Consider the following 26,353-nt stretch of genomic DNA (forward strand, 5'->3'; position numbering starts at 1 on the left):
CGATCTCGGCGCGGTAGGCCGCGGCGACGTCGGCGTAGAACTCCTCCATCGTCGGATAGACGTCCTCGGGAATGCCCGCCCGCCCGGCGCGGAAGTGGAGCATGGTCGGGCTCGGGATGGCGACCTTCGGCGTCTGCGTCGCATGGGCGGCGAGGAACTCGAAGTCGGCGCGCTGGATCGGCTTCACGTGCGCAACCTTGCCGGTGATGACGATCTTCGGCGGGGCGAAGTGCACGTCGACGCCCTTGTCGTTCTTGAACGCCTTCTTGATCCCGCCGGTCTCCTCGACCCCGGCCAGCTGGAGCAGGAAGTCGGTGTGGAAGAACACCCGCCGAAACTCGCCGTCGGTTATGGCCTTGAGGCCCAGGCTCTCCTGCCATTTGACCAGATCGGCAATCGCCTCATCCTCGATGGCGCGAAGTTCTTCGTAGGAGATGTTGTCGGCCGCGCGGTGGGTGCGCCCCTCGATCACCGAGCGGGGACGGAGGAAGGACCCGACATGGTCGGCCCGCGAGGGCAATCTCGTGCCGGTTGTTGTTGCAGCGCGCGTGCCTGATTTCGGGCGCCGCTCGGCATTTGCGCCGGGCGCCTGCACGAGAGTCTCGGTCATGGAGTGCCTTTCACCTTCCTGGATTTGCTGGCGCCCACTGTTCGGCCGTTGCGTTCCGCGAGCCAGATCTTTGTTGTCAGGCCCTTGCCGGGGAGCGCGACCGGCAATGACGGCGCCCAGCCGCTTTCGGTCAGCCATTCGAGCATCTGTTCGTCGCTGAATCCGAGCCGGGCGTGAGCGTGGCGATGGCGCAGCTCTTCGCGTTCGTGGGTGGCGAGATCCACGACGGCGATCCGACCACCCGGCCGGCAGACCCGGGCGGCTTCGGCCAACACCAGCGCCGGCTCCTGCGCATAATGAAGCACCTGATGCAGCACCACGGTGTCGAACTCGGCTTCGCCGAATGGCAGCGCGGCAAAATCGCCTTGTACCAGCTCGACCTTCTGCGGCGGAAATTGCTGCAACCTGGCTCGTGCCAGGCGCAGCATCTCGGTGCTCTTGTCGAGCGCAACCATGTGCGTCGACCAGTCGACGAGCAATTCGGCAATGCGCCCCGTGCCCGTGCCGATGTCGAGGACGCTCTTCAACTCGCGGTCTTCCAGGCACTTAAGCAAGGCGGCTTCTACCGTCTTTGGCGGACTTAGCCACGACCGCAACTGGTCCCACTCGCCGGCGTGCCGCGCGAAGTATTCGGCCGCGCCCTTCTCGCGAGCGGTGCGGATTGCGGCGAGGTGTCGGCGGTCCTCGGCGCAACGGGCGCCAAAGGCGGCGTCTTCTTCCTCGGCCGTCTCGAGCATTTTCGCCACGGCCGCGCGGAGCCCACGGCCGGCGTCGGCGGAGACCGCCTGGCGCAGGAAGATCCAGCTACCTTCTCTCCGGCGCTCGGCAAGTCGGCTGTCGCACAGGATTCCGACGTGGCGAGAAATCCTCGGCTGACTCTGGCCGAGAACCTGGGCCAGTTCACCGACCGCCAGTTCCATATGCGCCAGCAGTCGCATGATTCGGAGCCGCGTCGGATCGGCGATTGCGCGAGTTACCGTTTCGATCAGCATAGCTCTAGCATATCAAGATATCGTTATGTCTGCAACGCAATTGAACGGGCGCGGCAAGGGGTGGCGTTCAATCGAGGTTCGGCCGGAGCCAGCGCTCGGTACTCTTCAGATCGGCACCGCGCCTGGTAGAGTAATCTTCCAGCTGATCGCGGCCGATCCGGGCAACGCCAAAATACTCGCTCTGCGGATGGGCGAAGTACAACCCGCTCACGGCGGACGTCGGCAGCATTGCGAAAGTCTCGGTGAGCGAAATTCCCATTGCGCTCTCGCCGCCGAGCAATTCGAACAGGATCGGCTTGAGGCTGTGATCTGGACAGGCGGGATAGCCCGGCGCTGGGCGGATGCCGCGATACTGCTCGCGGATCAGCGCCTCGTTGGTCAATTGTTCGTCCTCGGCATAGCCCCACAACTTCGTGCGGACGTGCTGGTGAAGGCGCTCGGCGAACGCTTCGGCGAAGCGATCGGCGATCGCCTTGAGGAGGATGTCACAATAATCGTCGTTCGCCGACTTGAAGCGGGCGCAATGGGTGTCGATCCCATGGATGGCGACGGCAAAGCCGCCGATCCAGTCGCCCGCCGGATCGATGAAGTCGGCGAGGCAGAAGTTCGCCCGCTCGCGCGATTTCCTGACCTGCTGCCGCAGGAACGGCAGCCACGTGCCGTCATCGAGGACGACGTCGTCGCCCTCCCTCCGACAGGGCCAGAACCCGCAAGTTCCCTTCGCCGTCAGCCACTGCTCACTCACGATCCGGTCGAGCATGGCCTGCGCATCGGCGTAAAGCGCCCGCGCGCTTTCGCCGACCACTTGGTCCTGAAGGATCGCCGGAAAAGTGCCCGCCAACTCCCAGGCGCGAAAGAAAGGCGTCCAGTCGAAGCATTCCCGCAAGTCAGCCAGCGACCAGCTCTCGAATACATGAAGCCCCGGTTTTCTGGGCGGCGGCGGCTTGCCGGCCATATCGGCGACGAACGCGTTCGCGCGGGCCTCGGGCAACGCGAGCAGCTCCGACCTGCCTTTCCCCGCCCGTGCCGTGCGCACCGCCTGGTGCTCGCCGGCGGCTTGCTCGACGAAGGCGTCGCGCAGCGTGTCGGAGAGAAGCTTGCTCGCCACTCCGACGGCGCGGCTTGCGTCGAGAACGTGGATCACCGGGCCCGCATAGGCAGGATCAATCCTCAGTGCTGTGTGGACCTTGCTCGTGGTCGCGCCGCCGATCAGGAGCGGCAAGGTCATGCCGGTCCGCTCCATCTCCTCCGCCACGGTCACCATCTCGTCGAGCGATGGGGTGATCAGACCGGAAAGCCCGATCATGTCGGCCTCCCGCTCGCGCGCCGTTTCGAGGATCTTCGTCCACGGCACCATTACGCCGAGATCGATGACCTCATAGCCGTTGCACTGCAGGACCACGCCGACGATGTTCTTTCCGATATCGTGCACGTCGCCCTTGACGGTCGCCATCACGATGCGGCCCTTCGGCCTCGTGCCAACTCTCTTCTCGGCTTCGATGAACGGCACCAGGTGGGCGACCGCCTTCTTCATCACGCGCGCTGACTTGACCACCTGCGGCAGAAACATCTTGCCGCTGCCGAACAGGTCGCCGACCACATTCATTCCGTCCATCAGCGGCCCCTCGATTACCTCGATGGTCCGCCCGCCACGTTGCGCAATGGCCGCGCGCATGTCCTCTGTATCGGCAACGATGTGCGCGTCGATCCCTTTGACCAGTGCGTATTCGAGCCGCTTCTCGACCACCCATCCGCGCCATTCCTGCGCCGCCTGCTCCTGGTCGGCCGACTTGCCCTTGTAACTCTCGGCAAGCGCGATCAGCCGCTCGGTCGCATCGAGTCGCCGGCAAAGGATCACGTCCTCGCAGGCTTCGCGCAAACATGGATCGATGGTGTCGTAGACGTCGAGTTGCCCGGCATTGACGATGGCCATGTCGAGCCCGCTCGGTATGGCGTGGTAAAGGAAGACCGAATGCATCGCCCGGCGGACGGTCTCGTTACCGCGGAAACTGAAAGAGAGGTTCGAAAGCCCGCCGCTGCAATGAACATGCGGGCAGCGCGCCTTGATTTCGCTCACCGCCTCGATGAAATCGCGGGCATAACCGTCGTGCTCGTCCATCCCGGTCGCGATGGCGAAGATGTTGGCGTCGAAGATCACATCCTCGGGCGGGAAGCCGATATCCGTGAGGAGGCGATAGGCGCGCTCGCAGATCTCGATCTTGCGCTCGCGGGTATCGGCCTGGCCGGCCTCATCGAAAGCCATGACCACGACAGCGGCACCATAGTCGCGGCACAAGCGGGCCTGCTTGAGAAAGGCGGCCTCGCCCTCTTTCATGCTGATCGAATTCACGATCGGCTTGCCCGAAACGCACTTGAGCCCGGCCTCGATGACCGGCCATTTGGAGCTGTCGATCATCACCGGCACGCGGGCGATGTCGGGTTCGGCCGAGATCAGCTTCAGGAAGGTGGTCATCGCCTCGACCGCGTCGAGTAGGCCTTCATCCATGTTCACGTCGATGATCTGCGCGCCGTTCTCGACTTGCTGGCGGGCGATCTCGACCGCGGCGGCGTAGTCCCCGGCGAGGATCAGCTTCTTGAAGGCCGCCGAGCCGGTGACGTTCGTCCGCTCGCCCACGTTGACGAACCGCGCGGTGGTGGGCTGCGGGGAATCCCCCAGAGCGAATGCGGTCGCCATCTCAAGCGGCCAGCGTGAAGGGATCGAGGCCGGCCAAGCGAGTCACGCGTTCGCTCGCCGCGAATTTGCGGGGAGGCACCCCTTCGACGGCACGCGCAATGGCTGCGATGTGGGCCGGCGTCGAACCGCAACAGCCGCCCAGGATGTTCACCCGTCCCGCTTGCGCCCACTCGAGCAAGTGCCCGGCCGTGGTTTGCGGCCGTTCGTCGTATTCGCCGAGCTCGTTGGGGAGGCCCGCGTTCGGATAAGCCAGCAGCAACGTGTCGGCGATGCCCGACAGGAGCTGGATGTGCGGTCGCAACTGCTCGGCGCCAAACGAGCAATTGAGTCCCATCGTCAGCGGGCGGGCATGGCGCACGGCGTACCAGAACGCTTCGACCGTGTGGCCCGACAGGTTGTGCCCGGAAAGATCCGTCAACGTCATCGAGAGCATCAGCGGGATATCGCGATCGATCTTGCGCTCGAGCTGGCGCAGCGCGAAAATTGCCGCCTTCGCGTTCAGCGTGTCGAACACGGTTTCGACCAGGATGAAGTCGGCGCCGCCGTCGACGAGCGCGGCGGCCTGCTCGGCGTAGACGCCGGTAAGCTCGTCGAATTCGATTTCGCGGAATCCGGGATTATCGACATCGGGGGAGAGCGATAATGTCTTGTTAGTCGGGCCGATCACCCCGGCGACAAACCGCGGCCGTCCGTCGCGCTCGCCAAATTCGTCGGCCAGCTCGCGGGCAATCCGTGCAGCAGCCGCATTAATGTCGGCGATCAGGTCCTGCGCTGCGTAATCGGTTTGGCTTATGCGGTTGGCGGAAAAGGTGTTCGTCGAAACGATGTCCGAGCCCGCCTCAAGGTAGGCGCGGGTTATTGCCGCGACCGCGTCGGGACGGGTGAGCGCGAGGATGTCGTTATTGCCCTTCTGGTCGGCCGACAAACCCAGAGTGTCGGCGAAATCCGCTTCGCTCAATGCGAGGGTCTGTATTTCCGTGCCGTAGGCTCCGTCGAACAGCAGGATTCGTTCGGCCGCTTCGGCGGCGAGCGCGTCGCGCGGATTCACGCGGCGTGCTCCAGCTGCGCAGGCAAGCGCCGCCCGAGAATGTGGCAGATTGCCTGCGTCAGTTCAGCGCGATTGAGCGTGAAGAAGTGGAACTCCCGCACTGCTTCGGCGTGAAGGCTGCGGCAAAGTTCGGCGGCAACGGTCGCAGCGACGAGGTTGCGAGGCTCCGGGTGGCGGTCAAGCCCGAGAAATAGCTGAGCCATCCAAGCGGGAACCTCGGCGCCGCACGCCTCCGCAAATTTTCTGGTCTGCGCGAAATTGGTGACAGGGAGGATGCCGGGAACGATCGGCGCGCGTATTCCCGCCGCCGCCGCCCGGTCGCGAAAACGGAGGAAAGTTTCCGGATTGAAGAAGAACTGGGTCAGAGCCCTGGTCGCTCCCGCGTCCAGTTTGCGCTTTAGATTGTCGAGATCCGCCTCCGCGCTCGCAGCGTCCGGGTGCGTTTCCGGGTAGGCCGCAACCGAAATTTCGAACGGCGCTACCGTGAGCAGCCCCTGAACCAGCTCGGCGGCATTGCAGTAGCCCTGCGGATGCGGCGCGAAGCGTGTGCCCGCCGGCCCACCGTCGCCGCGCAAGGCGACTATGTGCCGCGCGCCCGCCGACCAGAAGTTCTCGGCCGCGGCAGCAGCTTCAGCCTTGCTTATACCCGCACAGGTCAGATGGGCGGCGACCGGCAGAGGCGTTTCCGCCGTCAGCCGCCTGACTGCGGCAAGCGTGCCATCGCGAGCCGCCCCGCAGGCACCGTACGTTACCGAGACGAACGAAGGCCCGCACGGAAGAAGCTTGTCGACAGCCTCCCACAACTGGCTTTCCCCGATCGCCGATCGGGGCGGGTAGAACTCGAACGAAACCGAGATATCCTCCGCCGGATCGGCGAATGCGGAACCGTTCAACCGCCAGCGGCGCAAATGTCCATGGTCATTCACCGGTCTTCTCCGCTTGCAGCCGACGGGAAATCGGGCCCGCGCTCTCTGACGGCCACTCCGCGCCGCACTTTCGCACTTCGAATCGCGCGGTTGCCCATCACTATGCCTCATATGATATAAAGACAGCTTTATATCTGCAACTATCGGATTGTAGTGCAGTAGTCCACCTGCAAACCGCGCAGTTGGTCGCTGCGGATCGTCTTGCCAAACGCGCGCGCACGGCTTGCCGACCGTCGGCTTCGCTCTGGGCGAACGTTTGGCTCTCTGTGGGCTGGGTCGCTGGTAAAGTGCTGGCGCGAGCCTTGATCGCGGGCGCCGCCTGGCCATCCCCCGCGTCTCGCCCGAAGGCGAAAACCTGTTCACTTCAGGACTGAGTGGTGCGTGACGCAGTCCGGAGCGGACCAGTCTCAACGCTAGTTTCCCTGTTCTACAGGGTATTTACAGGGAAATCGCAATTTTTCAGGCTGATCTTGTCCTCGCAAAGCGCCTAAAACCCGCAGAATTCCGCCATTTCCAGAGCTAAATTCCCTGGACCCGGAACAGGGAATTTCTCCTGTCCAACAGGGAAGCAAATTGTCCGGATCAGCGAACGGCCGCGGCGTGGATCAGGGTATAGATCCAGCACCAAGAAGGCGCGTGAGCAATGGAGGGGTTAACCCGATTCGACGATCTCGGCGTGCAGCAAGACCATTGACCAATCATTCTTCTGAGCAAGCACTTGCTCGCTCAGCAGCTCGACCTTGCGTGCCGCGCTGGCCCCGAGCCAAGTCTCTGGGTCGCATTCCTCCATCGCAGTGATCTGGCCCGGCAAGAGCCGGTGATCGTGGACAATTGAGTCGTCAGGAATTGGCTCTCCGATGCGCGGCTCGATCCAGGGAAAATCGTCCGGTCGGTAGGCCTGCTCGATCTTGCCATTGCGAACGACGACGAGTGCGAGGGTTTCGCGATGGGCGTCGACGTAGCTGCGCGCCATCGCGGCCTTGCTGACGTCGAACTCCTCGGCAAGCCGAACGACCTCGGCAAGGTCGGGCTGGCGGCTCCTGAGGTTCGCGCGGATTCGCTTTGGCGGCATCAGTAGTTGGGCCGCGAACCGGTTGGCTTCGGCTTCCATCTTTTTTGCCCGGCTCGCTTCGCGCGTATTCTCCATGCCCAGGTCAGCATGCGAGCAGGCGAACTGCATACCCTCGCGCGGGCGATGACTGTTGATCAGGAAATGTCCAAGCTCATGCCCGATCGAGAACCGGCGGCGCCGGGGCGAAGTCCCTTGGGCTACGACAATCGAGCCCCACGCCTTGTCGGGGTGCATGAGTAGCATCGCCGCGAAGGACGAAACCGGCTTGTCCTCGATTTTGTCGATATCGAGCCGCCGGCACAGGTCCTCGATCGAGAAGTCGACTGGCAGATCGGGATCGAGTTCGTGGATGCGCGCCGCGAGCGCGGTCGGCGAACCAACCCCGTCCAACTCGATCCTGCTAAGAGTCAACGCTCTTGATCCCGCCGTTTCTTCAAGGTCTCCATCATCATCTTGATGGTTTCACGGTCGCCGGGCTCGAGATTCTTCAGGTCGCGGAACATGGCGACCACCTCGGCCGGCTGGTCGTCAGCATCAGGGTTTTCCCCGACGAGATCGGCCACGCGCACACGGAAGAGCTCGGCGAGTTTGACGACCAGATCCATGGACGGATTTGCCGTAATCCCCTTCTCCAAGTTGAACACGTGCGCCTTCGAGATGCCGACTGCGTTGGCGACATCCTGGAGTGACAGGCGCTGGGCGAGGCGCAGGTCGTGCAGCTTGCGGGCGAAGCTCATTGGGGCGTCCGTTCAATCGAGAATGCCGAGATCATAAGCTTGGGATTGACTTTTGCAACCGTTCAATATATAATTACGACTTCGGTCAAAACGATTCGGGGTCGTCATGGGAAGCACACAGGTCACCGAGCGGGCAATCACCTCGCTCCGTCCGTACGCGCGCAATGCGCGCACGCATTCCAAGAAGCAGGTGCGGCAGATCGCCGCGTCGATCGAACGATTCGGGTTCACCAACCCGGTGCTAGTGTCGGACGACGGCGAGATCATCGCCGGCCATGGTAGGGTCGAAGCGGCAAAGTTCCTGAAGTGGAAGACTGTACCCACGATCACGCTGTCGCATCTCTCCGAGACCGAGCGGCGCGCCTATGTGCTTGCTGACAACAAGCTTGCTCTGAATGCCGGGTGGGACAAGGAGATCCTGGCGATCGAACTCCAGGCGCTGGTTGATCTCGATTTTGATGTCGAGCTGACCGGGTTCAGCCTCGCCGAGGTCGATTTCGCGATTGACGAAGCCGGCGAGGCCGATCCCGATGGCCGCGACGCGGCAGACGACGCCGTGACCATTGCGTCCGGCCCTGCCGTCTCGCGTCGTGGCGACATGTGGTTGCTGGGGCGGCACCGGCTGCTGTGCGGCGATGCGCGCAGCGCCGTCGACTTCGAGGCACTGATGGAAGCGCACAAGGCCGACCTCGTGTTCACCGATCCACCGTACAACGTGAAGATCGACGGCAACGTCTGCGGGCTCGGAACGGTCAAGCACCGCGAGTTTGCATTTGCGTCGGGCGAGATGAGCCGGGCGCAGTTCACCGGATTCCTAACTGAGACCCTCGGCAACGTCGCCTCGGTCATGCGCGATGGTGCGATTGCCTACGTGTGCATGGACTGGCGCCACATGGGTGAACTGCTATCCGCAGGCGAAGAAGCGTTTACCGAGTTCAAGAACCTCGTCGTTTGGAACAAGACCAACGGCGGAATGGGTGCCTTCTATCGATCCAAGCACGAGCTGATCTTCGTGTTCAAGCAGGGCACGGCAGAGCACACCAACAGCTTCGGGCTCGGGCAGACCGGACGATATCGCACCAACGTGTGGGACCATGCCGGGATCAGCTCGATCGGCGCCAACCGCTCCGACGAGCTGGCGATGCATCCCACGGTCAAGCCGGTCGCCCTTATTGCCGATGCGATCCGCGATTGCTCGAAGCGGGGCGAGATCGTGCTCGACGCATTCGGCGGCTCGGGCTCGACGCTGATTGCCGCTGAGAAGACCGGGCGCTCGGCTCGGCTTATCGAATATGATCCACTCTACTGCGACACGATCGTCAGGCGTTGGGAAGCGTACACCGGTAAGCGCGCAACGCTAACGGTGACGGGCGAGACGTTCGAGGCACTGACCGAGGCCCGCCTCGGGTTCGAGCTCGGCAGCGAGGCAGCTTGATGTCTGGCGGCACGCAACGCAAGATCGAGGATGATGAGAACGGTCCGGCGGCCGGATCCGACAACCTGCCAGCGACGTACGCTGTCGGCTATGGAAAGCCACCTGCCGAACACCAGTTTGGCAAAGGGCGCTCTGGCAATCCCTCTGGCCGCCCGCGCGGGGCGAAGAACAAGGTGCCCAAAGGCCGGGGACTCGACTTCGGCGCCCAACCCGCCAATCAGATGCTGCTTGAAGAGGCCTACCGAACTGTCACCATCCGGGAAGGCGAAAAGATCGTCGAGCTACCTGTCATCCAGGCCGTATTCCGCTCGATGGGTGTCTCGGCAATGAAGGGTAACCGGTTAGCCCAGGCGACCATGGCCGAACTCGTTCGGGGCATCGAGGAAGAGGACCGCAAGCTCCGCTCCAGCCTGTTCGAAGTTGCCTGCGAGTACAAGATCGGCTGGCAGCAGGCATTCGAACACGCCCGCGAGCATGGGCTTCCCGAACCCACGGTCGTCCCGCATCCCGACGATGTCATCCTCGACATGCGTCGAGCCGAGGTGCGCTACGAAGGTCCTTTGACGCCCGAGGATAAGAAGAGCTGGGACCGTATGCTCGAGTTTCGCGACGAGCTGCAGGGCGAGATCACGAAGTTCGCGGGCAGCTACCGGAACTCGGCGAAAATGAAGAAGCCCCCACTGGATCATATGCGATCAACCGCAGGGTACTGGGAGCGCTACACCGTGCTCTACGACCGGATAAACGAGCCGTTGCCTGACCGTTACAAGCGGCGACTGGAGGACAGGTTCTGCCTGGTCCTTGCCGGCAAGGTCGAAGGGAGCAAGTCCGAATGACGAATCGACAGGTCAAGTTGCCAAAGACGGTCCAGCGCGAGCTGGAACGCATCGTCGCAAATCGCGTAGTCGTCGCCGCGGTACTAACGGTCACAAGTGATCAAATGGACCGGTTCCGAGATGTCGGGTTGCATTTCGACAACGACCGGATCGTGGCCAACCCGCCAGCACCGCCACCTCCTTCTTGCGGCGTTCATGCGCGCCGCAACCTCGAAGGTTGGACCGAGAAACGTACCGATCTTCCGAAAGAGGGCCGCGAGATTTCGAGTTGGGCACCGAGCTGGAAAAGTGGCAGCTTTCATCTGATCAGCCGCCGAATCGATGCGTACCCGCTCGATTATCATTCTGCGAAACTGCTAACGATCTCGGCAACCATTCTCGAGAACCTGGTGGACGCAGCGTTGGTCCGATTTCGGGTCGACCAGCCTCTCGATCGGCATTCCGAAGGTTTTTCATCTAGCCTCCTGTTCAACTTGCGCTTCCTTCGCGAGGCGGTTGGGGACGCTCATGTATTCGACGCTGATCTTTCGGACGCCGAATTTGCCCGAATACAGCATGTCGACTGGGTGCTTCTGCCAGCCGGCTCAGCGGATCGAGTACTCGAGCGCCTCGCGTCTCTAAACCCTGGCAATACAGAGCGACTGAAGGTTGCTGGAGAAAGGCTGCGAGTGCTTGACCGTCTCGGTCACGACGGATTCATCGTCGGAGCAGGTAGGTTCGCGGGCTACTTCGGCGCGAAGTTCGGGGATCGGCTCGTCGCTCTGGAGAATCTCGAATACGGGAACGCTCTCTACGTTTTCGAAGAGAAATGGGAACACCTCACGCAGATCAGCCGGACCGAATTGATCAGAAGGCGCGATCCCTCGGTGCATCGGTTGCCGCACCTCCCAGGCTGGCAATCAGCTATTCGCAAGCTTGTGCGACAGCAATGACTGCTTCGCGCCAGTCCGGGTCAAAGCCACGAAGTTTGTACCCACCCCAAGGCGGACATTCGTTCATCAGCGCACGCCACATCTGCTTTCGACCCATTGCGGACATACATGGTCAAGTGGGTCTCCATCAAATGCACGCCTACGAGATCGACGCGCACCTCGAATTTAGGAAATAGGTCGAGGTGCGTATCGATATGGACTCAGCGCTCCATCTTTTGTCGCGCTTCAGCCGCAGCCTGATGGAAGCGGTAGACCTCCGCATCGAAGGGCGAATCCACCTGGCCCTCCCATTGCTCGATGTGCTCGTGAAAGTTCTTCACGCCCGCGAGCATTTCCGGCGAGGCGACCGCCAGGTACGGACCGAGCAATTCACCCCATTCGTCAAGGAACGCCTGCGCCTTCGGGCTGGCCGGGTCGAGCGGCAGCGCCGCCTTGATCCGGCCGCTCAGGTCCTTCCACTTGGCATTGTGCGCCTCGTTGTCGAAATCCGCCGGCAAGGCCGCCACGGCCTCGTCCAATGCCTCCCGTTGTTCGGTGGTCATGTAGCGGGACATCACTTCGTCCCATTGCTGCTGTGTCATCGCGGTCTCTCCTTGTCGGATCAGCGAGCAGAAGGTCGCGACATCGATGGGCTCGCTGCGCTCGATGCGGGACAGGATGGATTCGAGGAGCGTCCGGGCGCTCGCGATCTCGCGCTGCCGATCTTCCAGCATCCCGATTTGGGCGGTCACGATGTCGCGCAAGTCTACCCGGCGCCCAGCCGTCATCGACTGGATCTGCGCCAAGGTCAGCCCGGCACGCTTCATCGCCACTATTTGGTGGAGCCACTCCAGCTCCGCGGGGCCGTAATGCCGCCGCCCCGATGCGGTGCGCAGCGGTGTAACCAGTCCGCGCGCCTCGTAAAAACGCAATGCCCGCGAAGTCAGGCCGGTCAGGCGAGCGACTTCTGCAATGTCGAGTGAATCAGGCATACAGTGCTTATGCCAGTTGACGCCGCGTCAAGTTCAAGCGGTAATTGAAGCGGGCCTACTCTTTGTTGCGAGAGCCCGCTTAGCAACCCTGTCCCCTTCAGTGATCTGATCTTCAATAACGAAGCGCACATCGGGGCTGATGGCAGCTTTTCGCCGATGTCGGACATCGCGGCACCCTTCGAGCGCGCCGCACATGACATCAGTGTTGCCGGTGGCATAAAATGATAATCCGCGCCGCCATCCTTAGGGAGAGGAGTTTCACTCGGATGGCGGCGCGGTCCGTTCCGCGAGACCTTACAAAGATCGGTCATGCCGAACTTGCACCCTCATGTCTCGCGGTCTGGATTGGAGTTGGCTTCGGCTGGTCTTGGACGGCGTGTCCTCGCGGATCTTGGCGAATGAGGATTCACATGAACGCCGAAGTTCCAAGGAAGTGATGCAGTCACGAGCGCTGAATCCGACTAATGGCCGACCTATTTACTTAAGGATATTGGCTCTACCCCGGCAGCATTCGACTGAGTCACGCCGTAGAATCCTCGATCAAAGTACAGCAACCCTTCGCAAGCAGGGCCAAAGCGCACGTGTGTGGCCTCGCAAATAAACATGCCATGGGTTCCAACGTCGAGCACACGAACCACTGAACAATCCAGACTGACGGTCGCCCCTCTCAGGCCGAGACATCCGCTTGGCATCGTCATCCAAGCCGCTCGATCACCAAACCGTTCGTCGATGTCAGTTACGGATCGCGCGAAGCGCGCGGAAAGTTCAGCGTGCCGCGGCCCTAATATATTGACGCAAAGCACGCCGTTCTCACGCACCGCTACGTAACCGCGACTTGCGCGATTAATGCACACAAGAAGTGTGGCCGGATCGTCAGAGATACTGCAAACCGCCGAAACGGTGAGGCCGTGAATGCCTGCTGGTCCATCGGAGGTGACGATGTTCACGGCCGCTCCGAGACGGGCCATGGCATTGCGGTAGTCTGCAGATGGTATAGCCACAGGCTCTTCCTCTTCGCTGAATCGATCCGCACAACTTGGGGAACTCGAAGCGGTCCGCGCCTTGCCTCCTGTGAGCCGCCCTTGCGACCTCACGTCCCGACTGATCTAATTCGCGCTAGTGCTGCTACGCATCAACTTCTGGACTTCAGCCGAGAAGGGTGCCGCAGCGATCGTCGCCCGGATCTGAGTTTGCTCGTGGCGTTCGACATGGGGTTTACGCGAACCACCGTCGGGCTCGCCCCAAGTCAGCACTACTTCCTGGCCGATTTCGTCATGACCGTGATTCATCGTGGCGTGAGAGATCAGCTCGCCTTCGGGGTTCAGGTAGCCGGCGTGACAGGACAGCCCAATGAGATCGCCAGCGGAGTTGCGCACTTCGTCGAACTGATTCCATGAGTAGTTGGTAATCGGCATCTCGATGGACTTGTATCGCGGGCCCGAGCCGAACTGGGACGCGAAGATTCGAGCTACGTCCTCGCGGTTCCACACCAGCGCCCTCTTGGTGCGGCGCTTTTCGACCGGAAGGTTTTCGAGAGTTTCGCGCCCGATGAAATCGTGATCGAACTTCATGATCGACCCGTAGCCAAGGTCGTAGGGCGTAACGTAATAGTCCTCGATGTTCGGCGAACGGAAGCTGCCGCCGATTTCCGTGTTGGCCTCCCAGCCTGTGGCAGATAGCCATTCCCGAAAGCCGCGCATTTCCTCCCCGGTAAAAATTCCGGCGACGGGGTAGGGCATCCAAGCGTCCGAAAACTGGGTGCTGAAATAGGCCATGGTCCCCACCGGAACGATACCGAAATCCTTGCCCGTCTCGAGGATAGCGTTCCGCACCTTATCCAGGTGCTCGTAAGGTCCGGAGAGCTCCACACCCGTGTGACCGGCCATGCCGTGGCGGAGCACAAGGACATCGACACCGCTGATCTTCACACGCGCCGTGTGGAAGAACTTGATCTCCGGTGCGTCACCTTCCACGACCTTGTCGAAGATCTTGCGAGCGTTGGGGCCTTCCAACTGGAAGCGGAAATTGATTCGCTTGCCTGTCGTGTTGATGTTGGTCGGCTCATCCTTGATGACTTTGACGTCGTAGCCGCCAGTTTCTGCATTGTAATGCACCCAGTCGATGACCGGCATGCCGCTGATCAATTCAAATTTCTGCTCACCCAGGCGATGGGCGACGCAATCGCCGATGATATGGCCGCTTGGTGAGCAGGCCACAAACTGCTTCGCCCGATCAACGGTCCAATTCTTTACGCTGTTGATGCCGAGGCGTTCCATCAGGCGGAGTGCGTCCGGGCCCTCAACGAACAGCTCCGGCATATGGTGCGACTGGTGGAGAAGTGCGGCTGTCTCATACCAGGCGCGCTGCTCGTCTCGCCAGTTAGTATATGCCGGAGGAATGTGTGGTGCAGTCTTAGCCACCGCGGCTCGCGAGAAGTGCGGAGCGACTGCGTCGTTATAAAAATAGTCGACGAGATCTGGCGTCCTGTCGATGAGCTGCTGGAGCGTCTCTCCGGTACCCTGTGTCATGAGCATTCCTCTTCCTGTCGGCCGTGTCGAAGGCAGCTTCGCCTCGACGTCCATCAATCGTGGTCCGCCATAGCTCCTGAGACTTACCTAGTCCAGCATTGTATGATTATATTATCGTATGTTTGTCGAGTGCGCTCTTTGACCGGGTTTCAGCGGACCGAAGCCGCGCGCGTTGATCCGCGGCTAGCCCTTTTTCCGCGGTTGGCCGACGGATTAGACAAGCGCGCTGCCCAGCTCCTGCAGGGCTGGGATCGGGTTTGAGTTGTGCGGCTGCGCAGGCCGCCACGAACCAGACATTGTTCGGCGGTGCGCTGTTCCGGGGCAGATCCACTGCAACACGTGATGCAGCAGTGGGGTCTTTGATGGGATGCATTTATGATCGGCGCGACGAACCCAGCGCCTCGGCAACCGTCTTCAATCGGCTTGGATATCTAAATCAGAAATCTCAGCTGCTTCACGGTGGAGCGAAAGGATCGCCGGAATGTCGGCGGGCCTTCGCCGGCCTAGTCCACACGAAGCGGCCAAGCCGAAATCACCAAGGAAGGTCTCCGCCGAAGCGATTCTTTTCTTCGCCCCGTCGATGCCGTCCGTCATATGGATCAGACCCAGGAAAACTCTAGTACCTGGCCTGAGATCCAAGTCGCCCAAGGCTCGGAAATGCCCAGCATCAGTCCAGGAACGCGGGACCGGAAAATGGAGATAGTCGATCGCTCTTTCCAACTGATGCTGCACGAAATTCGCGAACTCGACCATCAGCGCGAGGTTCGGTTCTTTCCAATGCTGGTGAGATACATCCCCGTAGCAAAGGTGCAGTCCTACCTCGACGTCGAGGGGAACATGCTCGATCATCTCACATAATTTCATTACGACATCGCGCCGAGGATCAGACAGGTATGTGTCAACATGTCCTTCCCAAATCGCGATTTCGAGCGGCAAGTCCCATTGCACGACGATCTCGTCGTGCGGCAGTTTCTTAGATATCTCGTCGATATCTTCCTTCATGCGGGCTCGATACCGGGGCTCGCAGAATTGCTGAAAGTCAGCGTCACCGAATGCCGACAAGACCCCCAAGGGAGTTGGCAGACATATCTGCAACTTCAGGGAAGCGTCGAGTTCACCGGAAGCCCTTAGCGCGTTGAACTGCTTGTACGCTGCAAGCGCTTCACTCGCATACCCGATCGGTGGAAATTGGGGCTCGCCTTGCGCATCGGCCCGCACTTGGACAGTTCGGGGAGGAAGTTCGCCATGCTTGCCCCATTCGGACTGAGGCCCAAGCGGGGTTACGCTGAGCTGATCGACCTTGGCAAAGACCTTCTCTTGCCATGAGATGAACTTGCTTCTGGGGCCGGTCTCCCCATCAGGAAGCATCCTAACTTTGTCGCCGAGATGCCGGAATGCAGTCCTGAACACATCTCCAGCGTCAGCGAGAGGCACACTTCCGACCAACATGACTTCTCGTCCCACGACTTACCTCCGCTTCCGTCATTTGGCGGGTCAAACATTCGATAGAGCAGGCGGTCTCGAGCCGCAGCTTAAGGTCGCTTTTTGTTAGGGTCGCTGCATTGTGAAAACGTTGTCACACGTCGCGAAGTCCAGGTAGCCCAACCGCGCGAGCGGTCGGCTTTGCATGATGTCTATCTTGCCTTCTCGAATGAGGTCCTGCTTGACGTGCACTCCCACGATCCTTCCGATCGTGGCGCAATTGCGCTGACCGGTGACATCATCAGGTGGGAGGTCGACGATCGTCACGACATTGCATTCGAGTGAAATCGGCGATTGCGCCACTCGCGGCGGTTTGACGATACGGCTGGGCGCTTTGTCGAGTCCGACCAAGTCGAACTCGTCCTTGCCGCGTTCGAACAGCCCTGATGAGGCGTTCATCTGGCGGCGGAGCGCAAACGTTGCGATGTTGAAAACGAACTCGCCGGTTGCTCTTACATTCCTGAGTGTATCCTTTTCACCACCGTCCACGTGGCTTGCGTTGGCGCAGAACATTACCATCGCGGGCGATTGCGAAACCATGCCCGAGAACGAAAACGGCGCCAGATTTGCGATACCGTCAGCACTAAGCGTGCTGATCCATGCGATCGGCCTGGGTAAGACCAGGGCCGTCACCGGATTGCGGTCGAGGCCGAGTGCAGCGAGCGCTCCGACGTCGCGAAGGTGATCTGGTTCGAAGAAGATTTCGCTCATCGCTCGCTCAATGCGTCGGCGCAGCGAAGTCTTGCATCACTCGCGAGTCAGCCACGCGGACGGCCTTCATCGGCGCGGGCGTGTTCCTGCTGCGACCTACAAACCGCGGAACGCCGTCGGTAATCACCGCCGCAACAGCGGGAATATCACCGTTGCGAAGCGCATCGAGCGCGTTGTCCTTTGAGCCGCCAACGCAGGCATCGATTACGACCAGGTCTGCGTCGCACCCGGCGCGAACAAATCCGCAATTCAAACCGTAGACACGTGCGTTGTTACCGGTGGCAGCGGCGATGGCCCATTCGACAGGCATCTCGGTAAGGCTGGCCAGGTGCGTGATCGTGTAGAACATGCCAAGCGGCATAATTCCCGATCCGGTCGGCGTATCGGTTGCGATCAAGAAGCGATCAAAGACCTCGGCCTCGCGCACCATGTCGCCGAGAAGAAGCAACGTGCGAAGATTACCCGCCGTACAGACCTGCAGCGCAATGTCGCTTTCATGGACCATCCGGGCGAAGCCCTCGTCCGGCATAGCCACCGGCCCGCCATTAACGTGGAACGACACGTGTGGGTTCATCGCGATGAGGTGTTCGGCCCATATGCCTGACGATCCCGGGATTGATGAACCCCCCGTATGAACAGTGGTGATCATCCCGTGCTTCCGAGCCCACTGGATCATTGGGACATAATCAAATGGTGTTCCGACGGCGCCAAAGCCCGCTTTTGCCAGCCAGACGCCCTTGGTTGCAACTTCGGCAAAATCGGACTCGGTTAATCCCGGTTCGAGGATGATGGAGCCTGCGTGCACGCGCATCCCGCCTGGGCGGTAGTGCTCGAAGCATTTCATCGCCGCTACGGCGAGCGCCTTGACCCCTTCTGGATCTTTCGGACGGCCCGGAACATGGACTTCTGAGGCACTGATCGATGTTGTAGTGCCACCGTGCACGTAGCTTTCCAGAAAGCCGACCGTCTTTTGTCGGGGCGTGTAATCTCCGAACGTGTTGTGGATCTGGGAATCAATCAGCCCTGGAATGACAGTCGCGCCGGCCGCATCGATTACTACATCGCAAGCTTTGACTTGCTCTGTGGACGCACTGCCGACGTGCTCGATCTTGCCATCATTGGTTATGATCGTGTCGCCTGCACCGAACGGATCGCGCCAGTCGCCCGTAACGATCGTGCCCACGTTGGTCAGAGCGACTTTCATAATCCTAATCCTCGATCTTTACCCCGAGCTGCACGGGCGGGACCACGGGCTTGCCGTTGTTGATCTTCATGCGCCGGCGCGCCTTTTCAGCGTCAAGTGGGCACAGCCTTTCGAGCGGCTTCTTCGAGTAGATGGTGATTTCGATATTTGGCCCATGTCCGACATTCTGATGCGCGACGCCGCGCGGAATAACCGTCATTTCACCTTCATTGATCGTGATCGGTCCCGTCTCACTGTTCAGAGTCCGCGAGCCTTTGTACTGAAACGCCCATTCGTCCGCTCCCAGGTTGCGATGCCAACCGCCCTGCTCCCTGTCGCAATTGGCGACTTCGATGATCATATCCTCGTTCGCGAATAGCACGAGAGGCAGGAAACCATTCTCCATGTCTACACCCGTCACCACATCCGGTGTCAGGATGTCATTGAGAGATAACTTCTCCATTTTTCGGCCGCCTGAACTGCTGTTTTTCAGCAAGTCCTCATCACGTTCGATGATGAATCTTTCGTCGGGCCCGTCTCCCCAATCGGCGATCGAAGGACCCCAGTACGTGACGAATTCCTTGACCTTTTTTCCCATCTAACTGCCTCCAAAGCCGCCGCGAAACACGCAAGCGGTCGTTAGCCTAACTTACTTGCCATCCAGTCGGCGCACACCTGCAGCGCTGGCAGATGATTATCGAATTGAGTGTGGGCGGATCCGCCGTTCGCACCGTTGAAAACGACCAGCGACTTGTCGGAAGATCCTATCGCAGCGAACGCCGCGTTGGCGTCATCCATGAGGACCTGCTTGTCATCAAGACCGTGCATGATCAGGAAAGGGCAGGTGATGCGATCGGCGAAATCGGCGATACGAAAATCTTTCACAGCATCGACCGCGGCGTCCATCGTGTCTGTTCCAGTGATAAACATGAGCTGGAACGTCGGTGCGCCAGCGATGCCCGTTCCCTGCAGCCTTCTTATCCAGACGCGATGATAATCGTAAATTGCGCCCCAGGCGACGACGGCCTTGAGCCGCGGTTCGAACGCTGCCGCCCGCGCCACATAATAGCCTCCGAGGCTCGAGCCTATCAGGCCGACAGCGTTCGCATCCACGTCGGAACGCGCCTGAAGGAAGTCGACCGCGGCCGCGATCGGCTTTTCGTAGTCCGCGCGGGTCACCAATTTGCGAAGTCGCAGCGCCTCTCCGATCCCCGGGGTGTCGATGAACAGGGAAGAAATACCACGCTCGGCAAACTGCCGCCTGGCGCGCAGAAACCAGAGCTCTTTAGTAGTGTCCAAGCCGCAGACGAATATAGCAGTCGGCCTTGGACCAGAGCCCTCGCCCGGCAAGAAATAGGCCGGCATTGCCGAGCTCTCAAAGGGCACCTCGACGCGTTCGATCGAATGCGGATACCTGGCCCGGGCGGTTTCGAACGTCCTGAGCACTTCGGCATAGGATTCCAGGCGACGTGGGTCGGCGGGAGAGATGAAGTGCTCGGAAATCGTATGGTACAGGCTGGCGAGAAACAGATTTTCGGCAGCGGTATGATCCGACACTAGGGGGCCTACTGTGCGTCCCTCGACCACATCCGCTAGCCGAGCCCACTCGGTGTGCCACACTTCGTCGTCGCCGTTGCTGGCGAGCAGGGCTTGATGGACAAGTCCGACGTCACCTAATTGGGCGCCGGCCGAAAACGCCAGCAAGGCGTTGTAGGACCAGCGGTAATTGCCTGGAAAGAACTCAAACATTCCGAACTCCGCCACTTTCAAGGTCGGGCGCGCTCAGGGGCGCGCGCGATGCGTAGGCCAGGCGTTAGGTTAGACCGTCCATTCCTTTGACTTCCGCTGCCGACAGCCCACCCAATCGGGCATTGGGTCTTCCGCGCGTGGCAACTGCAAAGACAACGACAATTTCGTCAGGAGCAGGCGCGTCGCCGAACGATGCAGTTATGGTGTCATAGTGCGACCGCACGTATAGCGCGTCTTTGTGGGCCAGCGGTACGTCGATCGCGACGCCTGGGGCGCCGCGCTTGCCCGTTGAGGGAACCCACGACTTTGCCCCTCCGATGGCTTCCCTAATCGGATCAGCAAATTGGGATGTCAGCAAGGCATTGCCATGCTCATATTCGCCCGCGGTGCCCACGACGCACGCCTTTCCATAACTCTGGATTTCGAACCCGTGGCTGGCAGCCAGCAGGCGTTCGCCAAAGGCTCGTCCGAGTTCTTCCGACGATAGAATGGCACTATCGAGATTCTCGCCGACGCTGTTTGCGTAGGGGTTGCGAACGGTTGCTGCGACGACAAATTTTCGAACAGGATCGCCATCCACCTGCGCTCCCATCTCGCTGAAGTATGTCTCCTCAGTATGGCAATACCACTTCCGGATAACCAGCGATGCCTTTTCACCATTTTCAACTTGGTGGAGCGCTCGGTTCTTTTGTTCGACCCCCGACATATCCATTGATTCTCCGGCAGCGTGGCAGACTTAGGGGAAGGGGAAACGGTCTGTGCAATTCGTCCGATAGTTCGCCGAACGCCGTGCAGGTTTGACCGGCCACCTTCTGGTTGTATTATTGTATTATGGTCATACACCGAAGGAGTCAATGCTCTTCACCCCCGGCCTTGGCGCGCCACGTTTCCTCGAAATCTCGTGAGGGCTGAGCCAACTGCTGGGATCGGCAGGCTGAATGTGTGGGAGGAACGTAAGTCCAACGCGGCGCGACAATCTTGATCCCGGCGCGTGGCAACTAGGCAAGAGCGCTCGGGAGCGCTTTGGGCTAGAGGCGTATTATATCTTGCGCTGACGGACGAAGAGACGTCGAGACCCTTATGGCCGATCGCCACTCTGATCAGCAAACACTTGGCGTGCGGCCGACGCGGCGGACCTGACATGTTCCTTTGCCGCAGTGCGTGCCCCTTCGGAATCGCCCTTTGCTATTTCACTGTACATCCGCCTCAGCTCGGCAGCGCTCTCCGTAGCGCGTCCGCTCCGCGACATGGAGGTCGCTCGAAGGAGTGAAACCCGAGCGTTCAATCGGGTTACTGCATCTGCCAGTACGTCGTTGCCGCAGCCTCTGAGAATGGCCTCATAGAAGGCTTCAGTTGTATGAACTCGCTGTTCCGGATCCTGTTGCTCGACTGCCTGCTCAAAGCCCTCTAGTGCGCGGCGGATTTCGGACAGGATCTCCGGTGACACTCTTTGAGCGCAGAGAGCCGCCGCTTCACCCTCGAGCAGGGCGCGTACCTCATATATTTGCTCGGCGGCCTTCCAATCGATAACCGCTACCGAGGGTCCAACGTTGGGCGAATTTACGACGAGTTGCTCAGCTTCCAGGCGCCGTAATGTCTCGCGGATGGTGGTACGGCTGACCCCCATCAATTGACACAGATTAGACTCGACGAGGCGTTCGCCAGGGCGAAACCGGCCAGAGGAAATCGCCTGCCGAATCTTGGCGGCGGTTTGCGAAGTCACGGTCTCTGGCTTGACCCTAAGATCCTGACCAGCGTCCCGAAAGGAGGAGTTGTCTGACGCGCGCATTTCGAGTTTCCTTGCTACGCAGGTGACAAGTGAACCCGCCGGCTTTCTACGCTGAACCCAATGCCTCTCGCGCTTGCAGAAAATGCGTGAAGCTTCAAGATTGGTTTCCGCCCCTGGCTTGCAACAATGTGAGAGATCAGATCGGATTTGCAACGGTTTCAAGGAGCGCGTCAACAGTGCCGCCGGCCTCGTCCCAATCAAACGCTGCAAAGTTGCGCATCCGACTTGAGAACGTCGGTCCGGCATAAAACATTTCATACTGGGTGTGGCGCGATCCGAACTCCGATCCGATCGCGTCCCAGGCGAGATTGAAGAGCTTGACCCGCTCAACTGCCGACAAGATGGCACTTCCCTGTGTGCGCTCGATAAGCTGCGAAGTTTCCGGACTGCTCAAGTCCAGGTGAGATGAGGGACGCGCCAGAACCGAACCCCCCGCCAGTTCGCGGAAGCGATTGATAAACGCTGGGTAAAGCTGCTGGCTGAGAACCTGCGCGCTGTACTGGATCCCAGGATTGGGAATGAAGTACTCACCGAACCGGACGCCGTTGACTTCCATCGCGGCGACCATCGAGCGGACCTGATTTGTCTCCGCTGCCATTTGCCCCAGCGCCTCTTGGGTTCCGGGCATCTTAAGAGTGCCATTGGCCTCAGCCATGCGATAGGCGAGGCCGAGCAGGAAGATGAGCTTGTTTCCAAGTCTAATCTGAGCGGGATAGTTCTGGTACGCCATGACCGGCGTTTCAAACCACTGCGCCTTGGCCATCTCGACGTCGTTGTGAACGAAAACGCGTTCCCACGGGATTTTGACGTCGTCGAAGTAGACCACTGCATCGTTCTCGTCGAAACGCGACGACAATGGCGCGTCAAATTCTGACGTGCCCTCCTCGTAGGACCGCCGCGATATCAGCTTCAGGCCTTTCGCCGACAGAGGCACCATGGCCGTGAAGCCAACCTTTTCCTCTCCAGGCTTAAGTGGCTGGACGGCCGCAACGAGCAACTCCTGTGCCATCGTCAGGCCCGTGGCCAGTTGCCGCGAGCCTCTAATCGTTATCCCTTCGGAGTCTTCATCGACTATCGCCGCGTTTACCGGTTCGCCCGGATGCAGCGGAGGGAGGCGATCGATTTGGGCAGGCACAATGGCGTAGCCACACCACACATCATTATCTCTCGCCCACATAAAATACTCGTGGAGCGCCGCGGCTCGCTTGCGGCCGTGCCTTTCGAACAGGTCAATCGACATCATCATGCCCGACAATGCCGATGCAACGTGATCAGGGGATCGACCTATCCATCCACACGTCTGCCGCGATATTTCGCTGATGGCTTTCCGCCGCTTGACCAATTCCTCGTAACTGGTGGGAAGTTGCCAAGCCCGGCTCACGCGGCGCCCAGAGGATGGCGACGCGAAAGTCATCTTCTCGATGTTATCCGGGTGTGCAGCGAAATCGTATAGCGACGCGCCCACCCTTACCGAGTTGCGAAATGCCGGGTGATCGACGTGGCCCGTTATCGCCTTTCCGTTCAGAAAGAACGACCTTCCGTCTCGGAGGGACGCAAGATGCTCTGCACCGGTTTTCGCGCCAAGATCAGCCATTTCTCGCACCTTCTCTTTAAGGTCTTCGGTCGTTGAACGTTATCTCACAGGCGGCAGTCTTTGCCCGATAACCCCATCATTGCATAAAGGCCCCTACCACATCGGCACACCGGCTACCAGACAATAATACAACCCAAGCAGATACCCGAACTTCTCCTCCTCGAAGGCTTAGAACGTGCGTATCCGGCGCCCTATTGCACCCACCAGCCCATTATTGTATTATCGTATGATAAGTCCGAGCATTGTGCGCTGGGAGCATTGGGTGGTTCGAGATAGCGGAGAGGTGGAGTGCTAGAGCTAGCTGAGCCACGCTTGCTTCGGAAGGCGGCGTTCATCGGAGGGTCGTGGAGCGGTGGCCTCACCGAAATCGATGTACACAATCCCGCTGACGCCGAATTGATTGCTTCCGTTCCTGACGTAGGTGCCTCAGGCGCGATGGCGGCCATCGATGCGGCAGAGGACGCGTTGCCAAGATGGACATTGCTGACCGCACGGGAGCGCGCGAGGCTCCTTCGTCGATGGTACGATCTCATCACGCGTCACAAAGAGGATCTCGCTCGCTTATTGACTATCGAGCAGGGCAAACCACTCAGTGAGTCGCGCGCAGAAGTTGACTACGCAGCTGCCTATATCGAGTGGTTTTCTGAAGAGGCCCGGCGCATCGATGGCGATGTTCTGCCGCCTCACGTCGAGGGGAAGCGGCTCTTCGTCTTCAAGAAGTCGGTCGGAATAGTCGCGGCGATTACGCCGTGGAACTTCCCCCTCGCCATGATCACGAGAAAGGTCGGCCCCGCTCTCGCGGCTGGGTGCACCATGGTACTCAAGCCCTCCGAACTTACGCCTTTGTCGGCCCTAGCTCTTGCCTGGTTGGGTGAGGAAGCCGGCCTTCCGGCCGGCGTATTCAATGTTGTAACTGGCATAGCTGGCCCGATCGGCGAAGTGCTCACCCGGGACTCCCGCGTACGCAAGTTCACTTTCACCGGTTCCACTGATGTCGGAAAGAGCTTGGCCGCCGAATGCATGAAGACAGTGAAACGAGTTTCGCTGGAGCTCGGTGGTAACGCGCCTTTCATTGTATTCGATGACGCCAGTCTCGAGGCGGCCGTTGACGGGGCTATCGCTTCCAAATTCCGGAACGCAGGGCAGACCTGCGTGTGTCCAAACAGACTGCTCATTCAGGCAGGCATTTATGACCAATTTGCCGCCACGCTGGCTGATCGGGTTTCCAGATTGCGGCTTGGATCGGGCCTGGAGCGGGACACGGAGATAGGTCCGCTCATCGATGATCGTGCCGTGGCGAAGGCTGAGCGACACATCGCCGATGCCATTGCTCGCGGCGGACGTCTGCTAACCGGCGGGTCCCGGCCAAACCGCGCGGGAAGCTTCTTTTTACCAACGGTAATCGCCGATGTGCCGAAGGATGCTCTTCTCTGCCGCGAAGAGACATTCGCTCCGGTTGCAGGCCTCGTTCGCTTCGGAACGGAAGCGGAGGCGATCTCGCTGGCCAATGCAACCTCGTCGGGACTCGCGTCGTATCTCTTCACTTCCGATGCCAGCCGCATCTGGAGGTTAAGTGATGTGCTCGAGTCCGGCATGGTCGGTGTGAACACAGGATCAATCTCAACCGAGATCGCACCCTTCGGCGGAATCAAGGAGTCCGGGTTCGGTCGCGAAGGCTCTCGATACGGTATCGGCGAGTATCTCAATCTCAAGTTCATTTGTCTCGATGTCCGCGCAGAAACGCCGGTCGATGCATGCGGACCAGCTTGAGAATGCAAGCTGCAGGTAACGTCCTAGAAAGCGGATTTGGAATGATTGACTCGAATCTCGACGCGACTGTTGTGCCCGGAGTTAAGCTCGGGAAAACCGCCCACAATAACCTGAGCACCGCCGCTCTCATCGAGGAGGCAATTCGCAACGGGGAAGGCCGGCTAGGCCGGCATGGTGCATTAGTGGTCGAGACCGGACGGCACACAGGTCGTTCGGCAAGAGACAAGTTCATCGTTTGCGATGCCGAGACCGAGAACACGGTGTGGTGGGGCAAGGTCAACGTGCCGATGGCGCCCGCGCATTTCGCAGCGCTCAAGGAAGATTTCTTCGAGGCGCTTGGCGAGAAGGCGACGCCCTATGTCGCCGACCTGTTCGGTGGCTCACTGCCGGAGCATCGCGTCAGAGTGCGCGTGATCACCGAGCTCGCGTGGCACAACTTGTTTATCCGCACCCTTCTAGTGCGACCGACTTCGGCAGAACTGGAAGGGTTCGCACCTGAGTACACCATCATTGACCTGCCCAGCTTCCGCGCCGATCCCGTCCGTCATGGTAGCCGCGGGCGGACGGTGGTCGCGGTCAACCTGACCGAGAAGCTGATCCTCATCGGCGGCACCAAGTACGCCGGCGAGATGAAGAAGAGCGTCTTCGGCATCCTCAATTACCTGCTGCCAGTGAAAGGCGTGATGCCGATGCACTGCAGCGCCAATATCGGTTCCGACGGCAGGACCGCGGTGTTCTTCGGTCTCTCCGGCACCGGCAAGACCACGCTTTCGGCCGACGCCAGCCGCACGCTGATCGGCGACGACGAGCACGGCTGGTCGGATACCGCCGTGTTCAACTTCGAGGGCGGCTGCTACGCCAAGATGATCCGCCTTTCGCCCGAGGCCGAGCCCGAAATCTATGCCACCAGCCGGATGTTCGGCACGGTGCTCGAGAACGTGGTGATGAACCCCGACACCCGCGAGCTCGATTTCGACGACGCCAGCCTCGCCGAGAACAGCCGCGGCGCCTATCCGATCGAGTTCATTCCCAACACCTCGGCGGCGAACCTCGGCCCGGTGCCGTCCACGGTCGTCATGCTGACTGCCGACGCGTTCGGCGTGCTGCCTCCGATCGCGCGCCTGACGCCCGACCAGGCGATGTACCACTTCCTCTCGGGCTACACTGCCAAGGTCGCCGGCACCGAGATCGGCGTGACCGAGCCCGAGGCGACCTTCAGCACCTGCTTCGGCGCGCCATTCATGCCGCGCCACCCGTCGGTTTACGGCAACCTGCTCAAGGAACGCATCGCCA

General features: G+C 60.4%; 23 protein-coding genes. 5 read left to right on the top strand and 18 right to left on the bottom strand.

Translation table 11 applies throughout. The features are described from left to right. The 7 genes from G7B69_RS16250 to G7B69_RS16280 form a co-directional block, all read right to left on the bottom strand. The coding region (locus G7B69_RS16250) for a uroporphyrinogen decarboxylase/cobalamine-independent methonine synthase family protein (protein ID WP_479928801.1) at positions 1-610 on the bottom strand (610 nt) is incomplete at its 3' end. Continuing rightward, positions 607-1,602 carry an ArsR/SmtB family transcription factor gene (locus tag G7B69_RS16255; RefSeq protein WP_166181165.1) on the bottom strand — a complete coding sequence of 332 codons (996 nt, stop codon included), beginning with the start codon at positions 1,600-1,602 and terminating at the stop codon, positions 607-609. The genes G7B69_RS16250 and G7B69_RS16255, both read right to left, overlap by 4 nt. Before the next feature lie 67 nt (positions 1,603-1,669). After that, complete coding sequence (gene metH / locus G7B69_RS16260; RefSeq protein WP_166181167.1) at positions 1,670-4,297, bottom strand: methionine synthase; 2,628 nt, start codon at positions 4,295-4,297, stop codon at positions 1,670-1,672. 1 nt (position 4,298) lies between these two features. Further along, entirely contained in the window at positions 4,299-5,345 is a 1,047-nt protein-coding gene (locus G7B69_RS16265; RefSeq protein ID WP_166181169.1) for a homocysteine S-methyltransferase family protein, read from the bottom strand. Next, a complete protein-coding gene (metF, locus tag G7B69_RS16270) occupies positions 5,342-6,253 on the bottom strand; it encodes a methylenetetrahydrofolate reductase [NAD(P)H] (protein WP_243415232.1) in 912 nt (303 codons plus the stop codon). The genes G7B69_RS16265 and metF overlap by 4 nt, the downstream gene beginning before the upstream one ends. 670 nt (positions 6,254-6,923) lie before the next feature. Next, positions 6,924-7,577, bottom strand: a complete 654-nt coding sequence (locus G7B69_RS16275; RefSeq protein ID WP_166181171.1) for an ImmA/IrrE family metallo-endopeptidase — start codon at positions 7,575-7,577, stop codon at positions 6,924-6,926. Between the two features lie 173 nt (positions 7,578-7,750). Beyond that, complete coding sequence (locus G7B69_RS16280; protein WP_166181173.1) at positions 7,751-8,080, bottom strand: helix-turn-helix domain-containing protein; 330 nt, start codon at positions 8,078-8,080, stop codon at positions 7,751-7,753. 106 nt (positions 8,081-8,186) lie between these two features. Between G7B69_RS16280 and G7B69_RS16285 the strand changes: the two genes are divergently transcribed. The 3 genes from G7B69_RS16285 to G7B69_RS16295 are packed head-to-tail and all read left to right on the top strand — an operon-like array spanning position 8,187 to position 11,283. Continuing rightward, positions 8,187-9,515, top strand: a complete 1,329-nt coding sequence (locus G7B69_RS16285) for a site-specific DNA-methyltransferase (RefSeq protein ID WP_166181175.1) — start codon at positions 8,187-8,189, stop codon at positions 9,513-9,515. Then, on the top strand, positions 9,515-10,351 hold the full coding sequence (locus tag G7B69_RS16290; protein WP_166181163.1) for a DUF5681 domain-containing protein: 837 nt from the start codon (positions 9,515-9,517) through the stop codon (positions 10,349-10,351). Before G7B69_RS16285 ends, G7B69_RS16290 begins: the two co-directional genes overlap by 1 nt. Beyond that, positions 10,348-11,283, top strand: a complete 936-nt coding sequence (locus G7B69_RS16295) for a hypothetical protein (RefSeq protein WP_166181177.1) — start codon at positions 10,348-10,350, stop codon at positions 11,281-11,283. The genes G7B69_RS16290 and G7B69_RS16295 overlap by 4 nt, the downstream gene beginning before the upstream one ends. Before the next feature lie 200 nt (positions 11,284-11,483). On the opposite strand, the gene G7B69_RS16300 is transcribed toward G7B69_RS16295, so the two are convergent. From G7B69_RS16300 to G7B69_RS16350, 11 genes are all read right to left on the bottom strand, one after another. After that, positions 11,484-12,254, bottom strand: a complete 771-nt coding sequence (locus G7B69_RS16300) for a MerR family transcriptional regulator (protein ID WP_166181179.1) — start codon at positions 12,252-12,254, stop codon at positions 11,484-11,486. 473 nt (positions 12,255-12,727) lie between these two features. Continuing rightward, a complete protein-coding gene (locus G7B69_RS16305; RefSeq protein ID WP_166181181.1) occupies positions 12,728-13,222 on the bottom strand; it encodes a flavin reductase in 495 nt (164 codons plus the stop codon). 138 nt (positions 13,223-13,360) lie between these two features. Then, on the bottom strand, positions 13,361-14,782 hold the full coding sequence (locus G7B69_RS16310) for an aminomethyl transferase family protein (RefSeq protein WP_166181183.1): 1,422 nt from the start codon (positions 14,780-14,782) through the stop codon (positions 13,361-13,363). A gap of 414 nt (positions 14,783-15,196) precedes the next feature. Then, the gene (locus tag G7B69_RS16315) at positions 15,197-16,246 is read right to left on the bottom strand and encodes a hypothetical protein (protein ID WP_166181185.1); all 1,050 of its coding nucleotides are present in this window, start codon (positions 16,244-16,246) and stop codon (positions 15,197-15,199) included. Between the two features lie 84 nt (positions 16,247-16,330). Continuing rightward, complete coding sequence (locus G7B69_RS16320) at positions 16,331-16,975, bottom strand: flavin reductase family protein (RefSeq protein ID WP_166181187.1); 645 nt, start codon at positions 16,973-16,975, stop codon at positions 16,331-16,333. A 7-nt stretch (positions 16,976-16,982) separates the two neighbouring features. Then, complete coding sequence (locus G7B69_RS16325; protein WP_207786053.1) at positions 16,983-18,179, bottom strand: amidohydrolase family protein; 1,197 nt, start codon at positions 18,177-18,179, stop codon at positions 16,983-16,985. A 4-nt stretch (positions 18,180-18,183) separates the two neighbouring features. Then, the gene (locus G7B69_RS16330) at positions 18,184-18,756 is read right to left on the bottom strand and encodes a hypothetical protein (RefSeq protein WP_166181189.1); all 573 of its coding nucleotides are present in this window, start codon (positions 18,754-18,756) and stop codon (positions 18,184-18,186) included. Positions 18,757-18,797: 41 nt separating this feature from the next. Further along, positions 18,798-19,907, bottom strand: a complete 1,110-nt coding sequence (locus tag G7B69_RS16335) for an alpha/beta hydrolase family protein (protein ID WP_166181191.1) — start codon at positions 19,905-19,907, stop codon at positions 18,798-18,800. Positions 19,908-19,971: 64 nt separating this feature from the next. Continuing rightward, entirely contained in the window at positions 19,972-20,619 is a 648-nt protein-coding gene (locus tag G7B69_RS16340; protein WP_243415233.1) for an amino acid synthesis family protein, read from the bottom strand. 366 nt (positions 20,620-20,985) lie between these two features. After that, positions 20,986-21,696 (bottom strand): GntR family transcriptional regulator, encoded by a 711-nt coding sequence (locus G7B69_RS16345; protein WP_166181193.1) that lies wholly within the window; start codon positions 21,694-21,696, stop codon positions 20,986-20,988. Positions 21,697-21,832: 136 nt separating this feature from the next. Continuing rightward, positions 21,833-23,290, bottom strand: a complete 1,458-nt coding sequence (locus G7B69_RS16350; RefSeq protein ID WP_166181195.1) for a 4-hydroxyphenylacetate 3-hydroxylase family protein — start codon at positions 23,288-23,290, stop codon at positions 21,833-21,835. 288 nt (positions 23,291-23,578) lie between these two features. Here G7B69_RS16350 and G7B69_RS16355 point away from each other — a divergent pair, with 288 nt between their 5' ends. Beyond that, positions 23,579-25,060, top strand: coding sequence for an NAD-dependent succinate-semialdehyde dehydrogenase (locus G7B69_RS16355; protein WP_166181197.1), 1,482 nt, complete (start codon positions 23,579-23,581; stop codon positions 25,058-25,060). 41 nt (positions 25,061-25,101) lie between these two features. Continuing rightward, a partial coding sequence (locus G7B69_RS16360) for a phosphoenolpyruvate carboxykinase (ATP) (RefSeq protein WP_166181199.1) occupies positions 25,102-26,353 on the top strand: 1,252 nt, incomplete at its 3' end.

It is taken from the genome of Croceibacterium segetis (assembly GCF_011320115.1).
Classification (GTDB): Bacteria; Pseudomonadota; Alphaproteobacteria; order Sphingomonadales; family Sphingomonadaceae; genus Croceibacterium_B; species Croceibacterium_B segetis.

Coding starts and splice junctions, on each gene's coding strand:
- G7B69_RS16310 (WP_166181183.1), bottom strand. CDS start 14,782: ATGACACAGGGTACCGGAGAGACGCTCCAGCAGCTCATCGACAGGACG.
- G7B69_RS16280 (WP_166181173.1), bottom strand. CDS start 8,080: ATGAGCTTCGCCCGCAAGCTGCACGACCTGCGCCTCGCCCAGCGCCTG.
- G7B69_RS16305 (WP_166181181.1), bottom strand. CDS start 13,222: ATGGCCCGTCTCGGAGCGGCCGTGAACATCGTCACCTCCGATGGACCA.
- G7B69_RS16345 (WP_166181193.1), bottom strand. CDS start 21,696: ATGCGCGCGTCAGACAACTCCTCCTTTCGGGACGCTGGTCAGGATCTT.
- G7B69_RS16290 (WP_166181163.1), top strand. CDS start 9,515: ATGTCTGGCGGCACGCAACGCAAGATCGAGGATGATGAGAACGGTCCG.
- G7B69_RS16340 (WP_243415233.1), bottom strand. CDS start 20,619: ATGGATATGTCGGGGGTCGAACAAAAGAACCGAGCGCTCCACCAAGTT.
- metH (WP_166181167.1), bottom strand. CDS start 4,297: ATGGCGACCGCATTCGCTCTGGGGGATTCCCCGCAGCCCACCACCGCG.
- G7B69_RS16300 (WP_166181179.1), bottom strand. CDS start 12,254: ATGCCTGATTCACTCGACATTGCAGAAGTCGCTCGCCTGACCGGCCTG.
- G7B69_RS16350 (WP_166181195.1), bottom strand. CDS start 23,290: ATGGCTGATCTTGGCGCGAAAACCGGTGCAGAGCATCTTGCGTCCCTC.
- G7B69_RS16255 (WP_166181165.1), bottom strand. CDS start 1,602: ATGCTGATCGAAACGGTAACTCGCGCAATCGCCGATCCGACGCGGCTC.
- G7B69_RS16275 (WP_166181171.1), bottom strand. CDS start 7,577: ATGCACCCCGACAAGGCGTGGGGCTCGATTGTCGTAGCCCAAGGGACT.
- G7B69_RS16285 (WP_166181175.1), top strand. CDS start 8,187: ATGGGAAGCACACAGGTCACCGAGCGGGCAATCACCTCGCTCCGTCCG.
- G7B69_RS16320 (WP_166181187.1), bottom strand. CDS start 16,975: ATGAGCGAAATCTTCTTCGAACCAGATCACCTTCGCGACGTCGGAGCG.
- G7B69_RS16330 (WP_166181189.1), bottom strand. CDS start 18,756: ATGGGAAAAAAGGTCAAGGAATTCGTCACGTACTGGGGTCCTTCGATC.
- G7B69_RS16325 (WP_207786053.1), bottom strand. CDS start 18,179: ATGAAAGTCGCTCTGACCAACGTGGGCACGATCGTTACGGGCGACTGG.
- G7B69_RS16335 (WP_166181191.1), bottom strand. CDS start 19,907: ATGTTTGAGTTCTTTCCAGGCAATTACCGCTGGTCCTACAACGCCTTG.
- G7B69_RS16295 (WP_166181177.1), top strand. CDS start 10,348: ATGACGAATCGACAGGTCAAGTTGCCAAAGACGGTCCAGCGCGAGCTG.